We start from the raw sequence: 15,313 nt of genomic DNA, 5'->3' as shown, positions 1-15,313 counted from the left end.
ATTAAGAGTATAAGCAAATTCTGAATTTGTTTGTAAATAAAGGTGGTACCGCGATGTCCCTCGTCCTTTTTTGGATGAGGGGCATTTTTTATTTTAAGGAGGGAAAATAATGTCAAACACGGAAAAGAATTTACCAACTAAATATGATCATATGTCCGTTGAAGAAGGCCTTTATCAATGGTGGCTTGAAGGCAAATATTTCGAAGCAACAGGAGACGAGAAGAAACAACCGTATACAATTGTAATTCCACCTCCGAACGTAACTGGTAAGTTACACTTAGGTCATGCTTGGGATACAACTCTTCAAGATATTTTAACTCGTACGAAGCGTATGCAAGGATACGATGTATTATGGCTTCCAGGAATGGACCATGCGGGTATCGCAACACAAGCGAAAGTAGAAGGAAAACTTCGTGAAGAAGGTATTTCACGTTACGATCTTGGCCGTGAGAAATTCCTTGAAAAAGCTTGGGAGTGGAAAGAAGAGTACGCTTCTCACATTCGTCAACAATGGGGGAAAGTTGGTTTAGGACTAGACTATTCTCGTGAACGTTTCACATTAGACGAAGGTTTATCTGATGCAGTTAATAAAGTATTCGTTCAATTATACGAAAAAGGCTTAATTTACCGCGGTGAATATATTATCAACTGGGACCCAGCAACACGTACAGCTCTTTCTGATATCGAAGTAATTCATAAAGAGGTTCAAGGTGCATTCTACCATATGAACTATCCATTAACAGATGGTTCTGGTCACATTCGTCTTGCAACTACTCGTCCAGAAACGATGCTTGGTGATACAGCTGTAGCAGTTCATCCAGAAGACGATCGTTACAAACATTTAATCGGAAAAACAGTTACCCTTCCAATCGTAGGCCGTGAGATTCCGATTATTGCCGATGAGTACGTAGAAAAAGACTTTGGAACAGGCGTTGTAAAAATTACACCAGCTCATGACCCGAATGACTTTGAAGTAGGTAACCGTCATGACTTACCACGCATCTTAGTAATGAACGAAGATGGAACGATGAACGAAAAAGCTGGTAAGTATAACGGTATGGACCGTTTCGAATGCCGTAAAGCGTTAGTGAAAGACTTACAAGAAGCGGACGTATTAGTAGAAATTGAGCCTCATATGCATTCAGTAGGTCATAGTGAGCGTAGCGGTGCAGTTGTTGAGCCTTATTTATCAACACAATGGTTCGTAAAAATGGCTCCACTTGCAGAAAAAGCAGTAGCACTTCAACAAAAAGAAGAAGAAAAAGTAACGTTCGTACCAGAGCGTTTTGAAAACACATACTTACGCTGGATGGAAAACATTCATGACTGGTGTATTTCTCGTCAATTATGGTGGGGACACCGCATTCCAGCTTGGTATCATAAAGAAACTGGTGAAGTATACGTAGGTACTGAAGCGCCAGCGGATATTGAAAACTGGAATCAAGATAACGACGTACTTGATACATGGTTTAGCTCAGCGTTATGGCCGTTCTCAACACTTGGTTGGCCAAATGAAGAGGCAGTAGACTTTAAAAAGTTCTATTCAACAGATGCTTTAGTAACTGGTTATGACATCATCTTCTTCTGGGTATCTCGTATGATTTTCCAAGGTTTAGAGTTTACAGGAGAGCGTCCATTTAAAGATGTATTAATTCACGGTTTAGTTCGTGATGAACAGGGACGTAAAATGAGTAAATCTCTTGGTAACGGTATCGACCCGATGGATGTTATCGAGAAATACGGTGCAGATGCAATGCGTTACTTCTTATCAACAGGAAGTGCACCAGGCCAAGATTTACGTTTCAGCATGGAAAAAGTAGAATCTACTTGGAACTTCATTAATAAAATTTGGAACGCATCACGTTTCGTATTAATGAACATGGATGATATGAAGTATGAAGAAATCGATTTAACTGGTGAAAAATCAGTTGCAGATAAGTGGATTTTAACTCGCTTAAACGAAACGATCGAAAGTGTAACACGTAACATGGATAAATATGAGTTCGGTGAAGCTGGTCGTTCATTATACAACTTCATTTGGGATGATTTCTGTGACTGGTACATTGAGATGGCGAAACTTCCACTATACGGTGAAGATGAAGCAGCTAAGAAAACAACTCGTTCTATTTTAGCTTACGTATTAGACCAAACGATGCGTCTATTACACCCATTCATGCCGTTCGTAACAGAGAAGATTTGGCAACATTTACCGCATGAAGGCGAGTCTATTACAGTAGCGGCTTGGCCAACAGTTCGCGAAGATTTACAAGATAAAGAAGCGGCAGCAGAAATGCACCTTCTAGTTGATATCATTCGCTCTGTTCGTAACATCCGTGCAGAAGTAAATACGCCAATGAGCAAAAAAGTTCAAATGCAAATTAAAGCAAAAGATGAGGCTATCCTTGCTCAACTTACGAAAAACAGCTCTTACATTGAGCGTTTCTGTAACCCAAGTGAATTAACAATTCAAACGAATTTACAAGCGCCAGAAAAAGCGATGACTGCAATCGTATCAGGTGCAGAGTTATTCTTACCGTTAGCTGATCTTATCAACCTTGACGAAGAGAGAGCACGTCTTGAAAAAGAACTTGAGAAGTTCGATAAAGAGGTAGAACGTGTACAGAAGAAACTTTCAAACCAAGGCTTCGTAGCGAAAGCTCCTGCGGCAGTTATTGACGGAGAGCGTGCGAAAGAGCAAGATTACCTAGAAAAACGCGAAGCAGTTCGCCAACGTCTAGCAGATCTTGAGAAATAAAGTGTATTTTAGAGACTCACTATATTGGTGAGTCTCTTTTCTTTGCGTATAATAGAATGATGAAGGTTGTCTTTTGAAAGGGGAAAACATACGTGATACATACATACGAAGAAGCGATAGGGTGGATTCATAGTCGATTGAAGTTTGGTATTAAACCAGGATTAGAAAGAATGAGCTGGATGCTAGAAGAACTCGGAAATCCAGAGCGTCATATAAAATGTGTTCATCTTGCTGGTACAAATGGAAAAGGTTCAACTTTAACGTATATGCGCTACATGCTAGAAGGCGCAAAATATAAGGTTGGAACATTTACCTCTCCTTACATTGAAACATTTAATGAGCGTATTAGTGTGAACGGAACACCAATTGCAGATGAAGAGATTGCGGAACTTGTAAACATGGTAAAGCCAGTCGTTGAAAAACTAGACGAGACGGATTTAGGGGAAGCGACTGAGTTTGAGATTATTACTGTTATGGCAATTTGTTATTTCGGTAAAATCAATTTCTGTGATGTTGTTTTATTTGAAACAGGGCTTGGAGGGCGCTTTGACTCTACGAATGTGATTCATCCTATTCTCACAATTATTACAAATATCGGCCACGATCATATGCATATTTTAGGGGATACACTAGGAGAAATTGCGTATGAGAAGGCAGGAATTATTAAGTCGGGTGTTCCGGTTATTACAGGCGTGCAAGATGATGAAGCATTGCAGGTCATTCAAAAGGTTGCAAAGGAAAATCATGCAAACTTATATGAACTGGGCAAACATTTTACAGCGTTACATAAACAGTCTAACGAAGATGGGGAACGTTTTGATTTTGTTTGTCCTTTCGCATCTTTTGAAGATGTTCGAATGTCAATGAAAGGTGTTCACCAAGTAGGAAATGCCTCACTAGCACTTATGGCAATTATGTATTTAAAAACATATGTATCATTTTTAATTGAGGAAGAGGAAATAAGAGCTGGATTACATGAAGCGTATTGGATTGGCCGATTTGAAAAGCTGAAAAGTAATCCTGATATTATAATAGATGGTGCTCATAATCCAGAAGGTATTGAGAGTCTTGTAAAAACAGTAGAGGCACATTATAAAGATAAAAATATAATAGTTTTATTTACTGCGCTTGGTGATAAACAGTTGCATAACATGGTAGGTCAATTAGAAACAATTGCCGATGAAATTATTTTTACAACATTCGCCTTTGATCGTGCCATTTCCGCTGACAAACTTGCAGCGCATTCGCAAAAAAAATCAAAAATAGTCTTTGAAGATTGGAAAGAGGCAATTGATACAAAGGTTGAAATGATAGGGGGAAATGATGTCTTTATCATAACGGGTTCTCTATATTTCATTTCTGAAGTTAGAAAATATATTCGCGAGAAAAACTAGATAGCCTTTGCTATCTAGTTTTTTGTTCTACAAATGAAGTCAAATGCATACATATAAGATAATTATATAGGGTTATTTGGCGAATTCCTCTGACAAATATCTCGTTTTTTTGTGAAATGAATATGATATGATGCGGACAACGACAAGAGGTGAGGTGTGAGTGTATGGACAAGCAATCACGAACGATCTCAGTGAAAGTAAATGGAACAGAAGCGAAGTATGAAGAGAAGAAGAAAGATGAGTTTGAATGGATGGTAGTGGAAAGTGAAAGACCGAAAAACGTTGTTCCGTTTCAAAAAAAGAAATCAGCGCCCATGGAAAAATACAGAAAGAAGTGGAGTAATACATTAATTGTAATTGTTGCAACTGCAATTATAATTGGTACGGCGTTTGGAATGGGAATGCTGCAGTTACTTACAGGACAAGGGACAACAGGGGAAAGTACGGTAACGGCTTCGAAGCAGACTGGAAATGAAGAATCAAAGGTGGATGGAACGGCAGAACAAACACCAGTATCAAAAGAGGAAAAACAAAAAAAACAGACAGGAACGTCATTAGAGCCAATGAAATTATTTTTTGTTCAAGGTGGGCTTTATTCTTCCAAAGAAACGGGACAGGCCGCTCTTGAAGAATGGAAAGGTAACGGAGGGGTTGCTGCTTTGAAACCGAGCGGTGATAAGTATGCACTAATTGTTGGTATTGCTAGCGATGAACAGGCTATAAATCAATTAATGACGCAGTATAAAAATGATGGTGTCTCCGTTTTAAAAAAGAACTGGGATATTACGGATAAAGCGTTGCTTAAAGATGATAAAGAAATAGGAGCGTTCTTAACAAAAGTACAGCCATTATATACTCATTTAGCAAAATATGCTTCTAGCGTACAAGCTGGTGGGAAAAGTAATGCAAAAGATATAGAAGTAATTGAGAAAGAATGGAAATCAATTGAAAAAGTAGGGAAAAGTATGAAGCAGGAGGAGGTAAAAAAGCTGTATATGTATACGTCAATAGCTGTGCAAACAGTGAAGGACGGAAAGAGCGATAAAGAATCTTTGGCGAAATTAAATCAAGTTGTTATTGATGGTATACTTTCGTATGAAAAAATTGTTTCACAAAAAGTGAAATGATAAGATAATGAAATGATGAAGAAAGAAGTGTCTATACTTCTTTCTTTTCTTTTAAATTTAGAGCAAAGTACTTTCTCTATGGCTGGAATATAATCGTATGCAGTAAAGAAATATTATTTTGTTTAGAGAAAATAATATTTCTTTCATTTGTGGATAAACTATTCTTTTGATACGATTGATGTAAATTGTTCTGCTTCATGTGAGAAAGGAAGGAGAAAATATGAGAAAAATTATTTTAGCTTCAGGATCACCTCGGAGGAAGGAATTGCTGGAGTTAGCTAGCGTACCATTTGAAATCGTTGTAAGTGAAGTAGAAGAAACGATTGGTGCGTATTCATCACCTCCTGATATTGTTATGTCCCTTGCCTTGCAAAAAGCATCTGCGGTAGCAGAAAATAATAGTGATCACATTGTGTTAGGTGCAGACACAATCGTTACATATGAGTCGCGTATTCTTGGAAAGCCTTCTAATGAGGTTGAGGCGAAAGAAATGTTACAATTATTATCAGGAAAAACACATGAAGTATATACAGGTGTGGCAATTATATCGAAAGAAAAAACGGTCACTTTTTATGAGCGTACAGAAGTTACGTTTTGGGAATTAACAGAAGAGGAAATTGACGTATATGTTGCATCGAAAGAACCTCTTGATAAAGCAGGAAGTTATGGTATTCAAGGAAAAGGGTCTATTTTTGTTCAACATATTCAAGGAGATTACTACAGTGTAGTCGGCTTACCAATTGCACGTCTTGTCCGGGAATTAAAACAATTTGATATTGATGTAACCCATGCGTAAAATTGCATGGGGTTTTCTTTGAGAGAACAGGTAAAAGGGGTGGAGAGATGAACGGTATTCGTGATGTTGTCAGAGAAGAACAGCCACGGGAGCGTTTATTATTAGAAGGAACAGGGAGTTTATCAAATCGGGAGCTTCTTGCAGTGTTACTCAGAACAGGTTCTAAAGAAGAGACAGTTTTAAAGTTGTCAGATAAAATTTTACATCACTTTGATGGTTTACGTATGTTGAAAGATGCAACGTTAGAAGAATTAATTAGTATTCATGGTGTTGGGATTGCAAAGGCATCTCAGCTTATGGCTGCTTTTGAACTAGGTAGAAGAATGGTACGTTTAGAGTATCAAAATCGATATAGCATTCGAAGCCCAGAAGATTGTGCGAAATACATGATGGAAGAACTGCGCTTTTTACAACAAGAGCATTTTGTTTGTTTATATTTAAATACAAAAAATCAAGTTATACATAGGCAAACGATATTCATTGGAAGTCTAAACACGTCAATTGTACACCCAAGAGAAGTCTTTAAAGAAGCGTTCCGCCGTGCAGCAGCCTCTATCATATGTCTTCATAACCATCCCTCAGGAGATCCTACGCCGAGCCGAGAAGATATTGAAGTAACAAAACGTTTAGTAGAATGCGGCCAGATTATTGGAATTGAAGTGCTTGATCATATTATAATAGGTGACCATAAATTCGTGAGTTTAAAGGAAAAAGGTCATATTTAAGACTATGCTTTTTACTTATTTTGTTTTATAATGTGATTTATGAGTTTTTTGTAGAAAATTATCTGCAAAAAGGATATAGATATAAAAAACGTACTGTTTTTATAATATAAAATAAGAAAAAAATGAGTCCGTGAAAACAAGAAAGGAAGATAAAAAATATGTTTGGATTTGGTGGCTTTACTCGCGATCTTGGAATAGATTTAGGAACTGCGAACACGCTTGTATATGTAAAAGGAAAAGGTGTAGTTTTACGTGAACCTTCAGTAGTAGCATTACAAACTGATACGAAACAAATCGTTGCTGTAGGTAGCGATGCAAAACAGATGATTGGTCGTACACCAGGAAACGTAGTAGCACTTCGTCCGATGAAAGACGGTGTAATTGCTGATTACGAAACAACAGCAACAATGATGAAATATTACATTCAACAAGCTCAAAAATCAAACGGCTTCTTCTCACGTAAACCGTATGTAATGGTATGTGTACCGTCTGGTATTACAGCTGTTGAAAGACGTGCAGTAATTGATGCGACTCGTCAAGCGGGTGCTCGTGATGCATATCCAATCGAAGAACCATTTGCAGCAGCAATTGGTGCGAACTTACCTGTTTGGGAACCAACTGGTAGTATGGTTGTTGATATCGGTGGTGGTACAACAGAAGTTGCAATCATCTCATTAGGTGGTATCGTAACAAGTCAATCAGTTCGTGTTGCTGGTGATGATATGGATGATTCAATCATTCAGTACATTAAGAAAAGCTATAACTTAATGATTGGTGAAAGAACAGCAGAGGCATTAAAATTAGAAATCGGTTCTGCAGGCGAGCCAGAAGGTATCGAGCCTATGGAAATTCGTGGTCGTGATTTAGTAAGTGGTTTACCAAAAACAGTACTAATTCAACCAGAAGAAATTGCGGATGCATTAAAAGATACAGTAGATGCAATTGTAGAATCAGTTAAAAATACGTTGGAAAAAACTCCACCTGAATTAGCGGCAGATATTATGGACCGCGGTATTGTATTAACAGGCGGTGGTGCATTACTACGTAACTTAGATAAAGTGATTAGTGAAGAAACAAATATGCCAGTTCTTGTTGCAGAAGATCCATTAGATTGCGTAGCAATTGGAACAGGAAAAGCATTAGATAATATCGATCTTTTCAAAACGGCTGCTCGATAATATTGCAAAATAAAAATCAATGGAATTAAGAGGGTGTGAACGTGCCACAGTTTTTCTTAAACAAAAGATTAATTGTTTTGTTAGTTAGTATTATTCTTCTCGTGGCATTGATTGGAATCTCATTGAAAGAACGGAACAGTTTAACATGGCCAGAGCAGTTTGTTAAAGACACTGTCGGTGTTGTAGAACGTGTATTCCAAAAGCCAGCGAAATATGTAGCTGGATTCTTTGAAAATGTAGAGGATGTAAAGCGCACGTATGAAGAGAATAAAGAATTAAAAGCAAAAATAGATAACTATGCGAGTTTATCAGTTAAAGTGAAGCAATTAGAGGAAGACAACAATAAATTAAGACAGCTAACTGAAAAAAAAGAGTTGCCGAGCGATTTTTCTGAAATTCCAGCTACTGTTGTTTCTCGCAATCCAGATAAATGGTACGATTTAATTGGAATTGATAAAGGAGCACAGCAAGGGATTAAAAAGGATATGGCTGTTATGACTTCAAAAGGTTTAGTTGGACGCGTGAAAAGTGTATCTCAATTTACAGCATCAGTAGAGTTGTTAAGTTCTATGAGTCGAACAAATCGTGTTTCTGCTGTTGTACATGGAAATGAAAATATCTTCGGTTTAATCGAAGGTTATGACAAAGAAAAAAAATTGTTACTTTTCACAAAGATTGGCTCTGATGCACCAGTAGCTAAAGGTCAAATGGTTGTAACGTCTGGACTTGGTGGGGAGATTTTCCCGAAAGGTCTTGAGATTGGGGAAATCGTTGATGTTCAACCAGATGCATACGGTTTAACAAAAACAGCTTATGTAAAACCTGCCGCTGATTTAAATGACGTAGAGCATATTATAGTAGCTAAACGTGATATGAAATCAGCGCCATTAGAATAGGAGGAGGAGAAGAGATGATGAAGATTTTAAAAAGAGCAGCTCTTCCTCTTTTGCTCCTTTTTGTTTTTCTGTTTGAAAATATGTTTGCTACTATTGTTCCAACAGAAGTTTTTTGGAAAGACAGTATAGCAGCGCCGCATTTCTTTATCATTGTGTTATGTTTTGTTACTGTGTACTATGGTCCGGTCCAAGGGATTTATTACGGGCTATTATTTGGTTTCTTATTTGATACCGTATACACAGAACTTGTCGGTATATATATATTTGCTTATCCGATTTTAGCTTATTTAGTTTATAGTGTGATGAAGGTACTACAATTGAATTTATTCATTGTTGTGTCTATCGTATTAGCTAGCATTGTAGCATTAGAATATTATGTGTATGGATTTTTAACTTTGTTAGGACGTACTCATATGTCGGCGTATGTCTTTTTCACGGATCGTCTCCTTTCTACTTTATTGCTGAATGGAATTTTCATATTGATAGTTTGTTTCCCACTGAGACGATATTTAGTGCGTCTTTCAAGAGCGATGGAAGAAAAAGAAAAAAGGATTTTCTAATTTTATGTCGAATTGAATCGGTGGGGTGAACTTTAGTGGAAGAAAAAAAGCAACAAAATGTAACGATAAAAGGGACAAAAGACGGGATAACGCTTCATTTAGATGACTGCTGTTCATTCTCTGAATTACTGAAAGAATTGGACGAAAAACTATCTACACATTACTATGATGGCGATGGGCGTTCTTTAATTGAAGTGCATGTGAAAGTGGGAAATCGTTATTTAACAGAAGTCCACCAAGAAGAGCTTCGTACGTTAATTCGTAATAAAAAGAATCTTGTTGTGGATTCAATTGAAAGTGATGTTATAACTAAATCGGAAGCAATAGCATGGAAAGAAGAAACAGAGATTGTCCCTATTTCCAAAATTGTTCGCTCTGGACAAGTTTTACATGTAAAAGGAAATTTATTGTTAATTGGAGATGTTAATCCAGGCGGAACGGTTATCGCTGGGGGGAATATTTTTGTCGTAGGATCATTAAGAGGGATTGCACATGCTGGGTATTATGGGGATTCAGAGGCTGTAATTGCTGCATCTGTTATGAACCCGATGCAACTTCGAATTAGTGATGTGGCAATGCGGGCTCCGGAAGAGAAAGAAGACGGAGCGGAGACGGCAGAATGTGCGTATATTAATGAGGACAATCACATTGTTGTCGATCGCCTGCAACTTCTCACTCATCTTAGACCTAATTTAACAAAGTTAGAAAGGGGAATTGTATAGCTGTGGGAGAGGCAATAGTAATTACATCTGGAAAGGGCGGAGTAGGTAAAACTACAACGTCTGCGAACATTGGTACAGCCCTAGCCTTATCTGGAAAGAAAGTGTGCTTAATTGACACAGATATTGGTCTTCGAAATTTAGACGTAGTAATGGGGCTGGAAAATCGTATTGTATTTGATCTTGTTGATGTCGTTGAAGGGCGTTGTCGTTTACCTCAGGCTCTTATTAAAGATAAACGTTTTGATGATCTTTATTTATTACCTGCAGCACAAACGAGTGATAAATCAGCGGTAACACCTGAACAAATGGATGAATTAATACAAGTATTACGTCAAGATTATGATTACATATTAATTGATTGTCCTGCGGGGATTGAGCAGGGATTTAAAAATGCGGTAGCTGGTGCGGATAAAGCAATCGTTGTTACGACGCCAGAAGTATCCTCAATGCGTGATGCAGATCGTATTATTGGGCTTTTAGAAAAAGAGGATATTGAACCACCGAAACTTGTTATTAACCGTGTGCGTAGTCATATGCTTCATGAACAGGATATGTTAGATGTTGATGAAATCGTACGTACATTATCAATCGAGCTTCTTGGTGTTGTTGAAGACGATGATGAAGTTATTCGTGCTACAAATACAGGTGAACCTGTAGCGTTGCAACCTAGTGGAAAAGCAGCGTTAGCTTATCGTAATATTGCAAGACGCTTGTTGGGTGAGAATGTACCATTACAAGCATTTGAACAAGAAAAGGTATCGGTATTTACAAAGATGAAAAACTTCTTTGGCATCCGTTAAGAGCACTTCGCACATATGCGAAGTGCTTTCTTTTTTTCTTCATACGAATATCTTTCTTTCCTAGCTCATACATATGTACAAACTGTATACAACTGTTTCTATTTAAATAAGGTTAGCGAAAGAAGGGAGACAGTATGAAGAATAGAAGTGTAGAAGAAATTAAAAAGCGGATTGCGAAAAGGAAGGCAGAGCAAGAAAGAATGGAGGAAGAGCAGTATTTTGCCGGGGGGAATTTTGATAGTGAAGGGGTATTTATTGAAGAGGGAGAAAAGGAAATTCATCCTTTGTTTCGAAAGGAAGTCTTTTTCTTCAAAGTTTTATTATCAGCAATCTTAGTTCTTTCAATTGCTATTTTGTATAAGAATGCGCCTTCTTCTTTCGATGGTGCTAAAGCTGTTACAGAAAAAGTGATGAAAGAGGAGTTTCAGTTTGCTACTGTAGCGAAATGGTATGAAAAACAGTTTGGAAAACCTCTCGTCTTCTATTCGCCTAACGAGAAAAAGGAAGGGACTATTCAGCAAAAAGACTATGCAATTCCTGCTTCAGGAAAGGTAATGCAAGGATTTCAAAAAAATGGCCAAGGTGTATTTGTCCAAACGGCTACAAATGCAACAGTTGAGTCAGTAAATGAAGGATTAGTTGTTTTTGCGGGTAAGAAAGAAGAACTTGGAAATACAGTTCAAATTCAACATGCAGATGGCACGGAGTCGTGGTATGCAAATTTAAATGATATGTCAGTAAAGTTATATGATTACGTTTCAAAGAAACAAAAAATTGGAACGGTGAGTAATGATGCGAATAATAAAAATGGGAAATTTTATTTCGCAATAAAAAAGAATGAAAAATTTGTTGATCCGATTCAGGTGATTTCATTTGATTAAATATAAGGAAGTTTTAACGAAAATTTCAGTGCATCCGTTGTTTTGGGTTATTATAGTTATTGGTATTTTTACGGCGCGTTTTAAAGAGTTACTATTGTTGTTTTGTATCGTACTTATTCATGAACTCGGTCACGCTTTTGCAGCAGCGCATTATAATTGGCGTATTAAAAAAATTCAACTGTTACCGTTTGGTGGTGTGGCTGAGCTTGAGGAACATGGAAATAAATCATTGAAAGAGGAACTTGTTGTCGTAATTGCAGGACCTATTCAACATATTTGGATGATGCTAGTAGGGTATATATTGTTTGAGATTGGCTGGCTGAATGCGGAATTATATTATTTTTTTATGTGGAATAATATAATTATTTTAGCCTTTAATTTACTCCCTATTTGGCCACTTGATGGCGGGAAAGTGTTGTTTAATGTATTATCATATCGTTTTCCTTATTTACAAGCACATGAAAAAATGATGCAATTGTCATGTGTTTTTTTTAGTGTCATATTAGGGTGGCAGTTACTTTGGAATAGTAACAATATTATGATGTGGGTACTACTCATATTTTTAGCAATATCGTTATATCAAGAATGGAAGCAAAGACGTTATGCGTTTATGCGCTTTTTATTAGAGCGTTATTACGGAAATAAAAGAGGGATTGAAAAGATTGCACCTATAGAGGTGCAATCAGAAGATCGTTTATATACGATTTTCACCAAATTTCGTAGAGGATATAAGCATTCTATTATCGTCCATGGAGAATATAAAGAGCATTACACATTGGATGAAAATGAATTACTCTATGCGTATTTTACTGAAAAACGAACAACTTCATCTGTTGAAGAATTAATCGGTTAGTGTTGACGATAGCACTAACCTTTTATTATTGTAAAAACAAAGAAGATTATAAAGTGAGGAAAGAAATTTGAAAACCTTATACATGAACTATGCTGGATCGGAAAAGCGCGTTGCAATTGAAGAGAAGAACAAAATTGTTGAATTTTTATGGAAACGTAATGAAGAACAAGAGATTGTTGGGTATATTTACGTTGGACGTATCGTAAGAACAATTGCTGGAATGAATGCAGCATTTGTAAACATCGGTTTAGAAAAACATGCGTACCTTTCATATGATGATGTACCGTCTTCTTATCGTATACATGAAGGACAAGCAGTACTCGTACAAGTTGTGAAAGAGGCAATTGATACGAAAGGACCGAAATTAACAGCGAATATAGAATTTACCGGGAAATATGTCGTTTATATGCCATATGATGAAATGCGCGCTGTTTCTCGGAAAATAAAAAACAATAAAAGAAGACAGCAGTTACTCGAAATTGAAGTAGAAGGGACAGGAGGGTATATTTTCCGCTCCGCTTCTGAAAAAGGAGAAATTGAAGAAATACAAACTGAAATGCAAAGGTTACAGCAGTTATATGAAGAGTTAAAAAGAAAAGAGGGCCAAGGAAAGGCACCGCTATTACTTCATCGACCAGCGACTTTTTTAGATCGTGTATTTCAAGAGAATCCAATTGAAACAATCGAAAAAATAGTTGTAGATACAAGAAGTGTAGTAAAAGAATTAGAAGACAAGGTCGGAAAAGAAAAAGTATCTTTTTATAATGAAAAATCTTCGATGTTTAATCATTTCGGAATAGAGCGAGAAATTGAAAAAGCACTTCAAAAAATTGTGTGGCTCCAAAACGGTGCTTATTTGATTGTGGAACAAATGGAGACGATGACTGTAATAGATGTGAATACGGGGAAGTTTACCGGAAAACAAAATTTACAAGATACAGTACTTCGTACAAATGAAATGGCCGCTGACGAAATCGCTCGCCAATTAAGACTTCGTGATATTGGTGGAATGATATTAATCGACTTTATTAATATGAAAAAACGAGAAGATAAAGAAAAGGTAAGAGAAGGTCTCATAGCTGCTATGCAAAATGATCGCACTTATACAAGAGTACTTGGGTTTACTGAGTTAGGGATTTTGGAGATGACACGTAAACGTAAAAAACATTCTTTACGTGACGTATTGCTAGAAGAGTGTGTACCGTGTAAGGCGACGGGGTATGTAATGTCGTATGAAACGATTGCTTATGAGTTAGAGCGAGAACTCATTACATATGGCAATATAGAGGATGAAGCAGTATTAATTGCTGCACCTCAAGATCTGCAAAAACAATTTTTACAAAAAGAATTACAAAAAAATATTCCATTTGAAATTTATTTCAAAGATGATACTATCGAAAAGTACGCTATTATAAGATTTGGAAGTAAAAAAGAAATTGTAGAACGGAAAAAATAGTTAGCAGAACATTTATTGACAACCGTCTATGATTCATGATAACATCTTTATGTTATAGTTTATAGCACCTAAACGGCTATATGCTACAACCGCACAAGACAGGTTCCCTAAAGGCATTTATGTCTACCTCGTTTTTGGCGAGTCTTAGTAATTAAGAGGAGGTGCAAGTATGTACGCAATTATCGAAACAGGTGGAAAACAAATTAAAGTTGAAGCTGGTCAAGCAATCTACATTGAAAAATTAGATGTTGAAGCTGGTGAAACTGTTACTTTTGACAAAGTTCTTTTCGTTGGTGGCGAAAACGTTAAAGTTGGTAGCCCAGTTGTAGAAGGCGCAACAGTGACTGCTAAAGTTGAAAAACAAGGTCGCGCTAAGAAAATCATCGTTTTCAAATACAAAGCGAAAAAGAACAATCGTAAGAAACAAGGTCATCGTCAACCTTACACTAAGCTAGTTGTTGAAGCTATCAACGCTTAATTCAGGTTAACATGATTAAAATTACGATAAGTCGCACGAAATTAGGAAGTATCCAATCATTTAAAATGACTGGACATGCCGAGTATGCGCCACATGGACAAGACCTTGTCTGTGCTGGAACTACAGCGGTTGTGTTTGGTTCTATAAATGCAGTGGAAGAGCTTTGTAATGTGCAGGCAACTATTGAACTCGGAAGTGATGGTGGATTCTTAACTTATGAATTGCCTAATGATTTAGACGTTCATGCAGCAGAAAAAGCTCAAACGCTTTTAGAAGGATTAGTTGTTTCGCTAAAGACGATCGAACTTGATTACGGAAAGTATATCCGTTTAATAGAAAAAGTGCAGGAGGTGTAACGTATGTTAAGATTAGATCTTCAGTTTTTCGCATCTAAGAAAGGTGTAGGTAGTACAAAGAACGGTCGTGACTCTCAGTCAAAACGTCTTGGTGCTAAACGCGCAGATGGTCAAACGGTTTCAGGTGGTTCAATTCTTTACCGTCAACGCGGTACAAAAATTTATCCAGGTGTTAACGTTGGTCGTGGTGGCGATGACACTTTATACGCGAAAGTTGACGGCGTAGTACGCTTCGAGCGTCTTGGCCGTGACCGCAAACAAGTGAGCGTATATCCTGTTGCTCAAGAAGCATAAGAACTCACGGAAAACTCTAACCTGAGTGCAGGTTAGAGTTTT

At 37.2% G+C, this 15,313-nt stretch carries 16 protein-coding genes and 2 other annotated features (1 of these 18 cut by a window edge); all 16 genes read left to right on the top strand.

Features of this window, described 5'->3' with window-relative positions; all coding sequences use genetic code 11:
- Window positions 1–71: a binding site (T-box leader), on the top strand (it extends 161 nt beyond the left edge of the window).
- A 38-nt stretch (window positions 72–109) separates the two neighbouring features.
- The 16 genes from BTOYO_RS08545 (at window position 110) to rpmA (ending at window position 15,271) form a co-directional block, all read left to right on the top strand.
- On the top strand, window positions 110–2,755 hold the full coding sequence (locus BTOYO_RS08545; protein ID WP_000072227.1) for a valine--tRNA ligase: 2,646 nt from the start codon (window positions 110–112) through the stop codon (window positions 2,753–2,755).
- A gap of 92 nt (window positions 2,756–2,847) precedes the next feature.
- The gene (locus BTOYO_RS08540; protein WP_000582089.1) at window positions 2,848–4,149 is read left to right on the top strand and encodes a bifunctional folylpolyglutamate synthase/dihydrofolate synthase; all 1,302 of its coding nucleotides are present in this window, start codon (window positions 2,848–2,850) and stop codon (window positions 4,147–4,149) included.
- Between the two features lie 164 nt (window positions 4,150–4,313).
- A complete protein-coding gene (locus tag BTOYO_RS08535) occupies window positions 4,314–5,276 on the top strand; it encodes a hypothetical protein (protein WP_000361021.1) in 963 nt (320 codons plus the stop codon).
- A 220-nt stretch (window positions 5,277–5,496) separates the two neighbouring features.
- Window positions 5,497–6,072 (top strand): Maf family protein, encoded by a 576-nt coding sequence (locus BTOYO_RS08530; RefSeq protein ID WP_001226288.1) that lies wholly within the window; start codon window positions 5,497–5,499, stop codon window positions 6,070–6,072.
- 47 nt (window positions 6,073–6,119) lie between these two features.
- Window positions 6,120–6,797: a DNA repair protein RadC gene (gene radC / locus BTOYO_RS08525; RefSeq protein WP_001013401.1), complete on the top strand. Its 678-nt coding sequence runs from the start codon at window positions 6,120–6,122 to the stop codon at window positions 6,795–6,797.
- A gap of 158 nt (window positions 6,798–6,955) precedes the next feature.
- Window positions 6,956–7,975, top strand: a complete 1,020-nt coding sequence (gene mreB / locus BTOYO_RS08520; RefSeq protein WP_000466737.1) for a cell shape-determining protein MreB — start codon at window positions 6,956–6,958, stop codon at window positions 7,973–7,975.
- Between the two features lie 41 nt (window positions 7,976–8,016).
- Window positions 8,017–8,871 (top strand): rod shape-determining protein MreC, encoded by an 855-nt coding sequence (gene mreC / locus BTOYO_RS08515; RefSeq protein WP_001135475.1) that lies wholly within the window; start codon window positions 8,017–8,019, stop codon window positions 8,869–8,871.
- Between the two features lie 14 nt (window positions 8,872–8,885).
- Entirely contained in the window at window positions 8,886–9,431 is a 546-nt protein-coding gene (gene mreD / locus BTOYO_RS08510) for a rod shape-determining protein MreD (RefSeq protein ID WP_000975760.1), read from the top strand.
- A gap of 35 nt (window positions 9,432–9,466) precedes the next feature.
- On the top strand, window positions 9,467–10,153 hold the full coding sequence (gene minC, locus BTOYO_RS08505) for a septum site-determining protein MinC (RefSeq protein ID WP_000391516.1): 687 nt from the start codon (window positions 9,467–9,469) through the stop codon (window positions 10,151–10,153).
- Window positions 10,154–10,155: 2 nt separating this feature from the next.
- A complete protein-coding gene (minD, locus tag BTOYO_RS08500; RefSeq protein WP_000503310.1) occupies window positions 10,156–10,953 on the top strand; it encodes a septum site-determining protein MinD in 798 nt (265 codons plus the stop codon).
- Between the two features lie 134 nt (window positions 10,954–11,087).
- Window positions 11,088–11,834: a stage IV sporulation protein SpoIVFA gene (gene spoIVFA, locus BTOYO_RS08495; RefSeq protein ID WP_000797540.1), complete on the top strand. Its 747-nt coding sequence runs from the start codon at window positions 11,088–11,090 to the stop codon at window positions 11,832–11,834.
- Window positions 11,827–12,687 (top strand): stage IV sporulation intramembrane metalloprotease SpoIVFB, encoded by an 861-nt coding sequence (gene spoIVFB, locus BTOYO_RS08490; protein WP_000598976.1) that lies wholly within the window; start codon window positions 11,827–11,829, stop codon window positions 12,685–12,687. The genes spoIVFA and spoIVFB overlap by 8 nt, the downstream gene beginning before the upstream one ends.
- A gap of 67 nt (window positions 12,688–12,754) precedes the next feature.
- A complete protein-coding gene (locus tag BTOYO_RS08485; RefSeq protein ID WP_000855448.1) occupies window positions 12,755–14,143 on the top strand; it encodes an Rne/Rng family ribonuclease in 1,389 nt (462 codons plus the stop codon).
- A gap of 77 nt (window positions 14,144–14,220) precedes the next feature.
- Window positions 14,221–14,298: a sequence feature (ribosomal protein L21 leader region), on the top strand.
- 14 nt (window positions 14,299–14,312) lie between these two features.
- On the top strand, window positions 14,313–14,621 hold the full coding sequence (gene rplU / locus BTOYO_RS08480) for a 50S ribosomal protein L21 (protein WP_000270907.1): 309 nt from the start codon (window positions 14,313–14,315) through the stop codon (window positions 14,619–14,621).
- Window positions 14,622–14,632: 11 nt separating this feature from the next.
- On the top strand, window positions 14,633–14,977 hold the full coding sequence (locus tag BTOYO_RS08475) for a ribosomal-processing cysteine protease Prp (protein WP_002093232.1): 345 nt from the start codon (window positions 14,633–14,635) through the stop codon (window positions 14,975–14,977).
- A 3-nt stretch (window positions 14,978–14,980) separates the two neighbouring features.
- A complete protein-coding gene (rpmA, locus tag BTOYO_RS08470; protein ID WP_000944957.1) occupies window positions 14,981–15,271 on the top strand; it encodes a 50S ribosomal protein L27 in 291 nt (96 codons plus the stop codon).
- Window positions 15,272–15,313 lie beyond the last annotated feature (42 nt).

This window comes from Bacillus toyonensis BCT-7112 (genome assembly GCF_000496285.1).
Taxonomy (GTDB): domain Bacteria; phylum Bacillota; class Bacilli; order Bacillales; family Bacillaceae_G; genus Bacillus_A; species Bacillus_A toyonensis.
The sequence above is the reverse complement of the archived record's forward strand: the minus strand, read 5'-3'. Positions and strand labels throughout refer to the sequence as shown.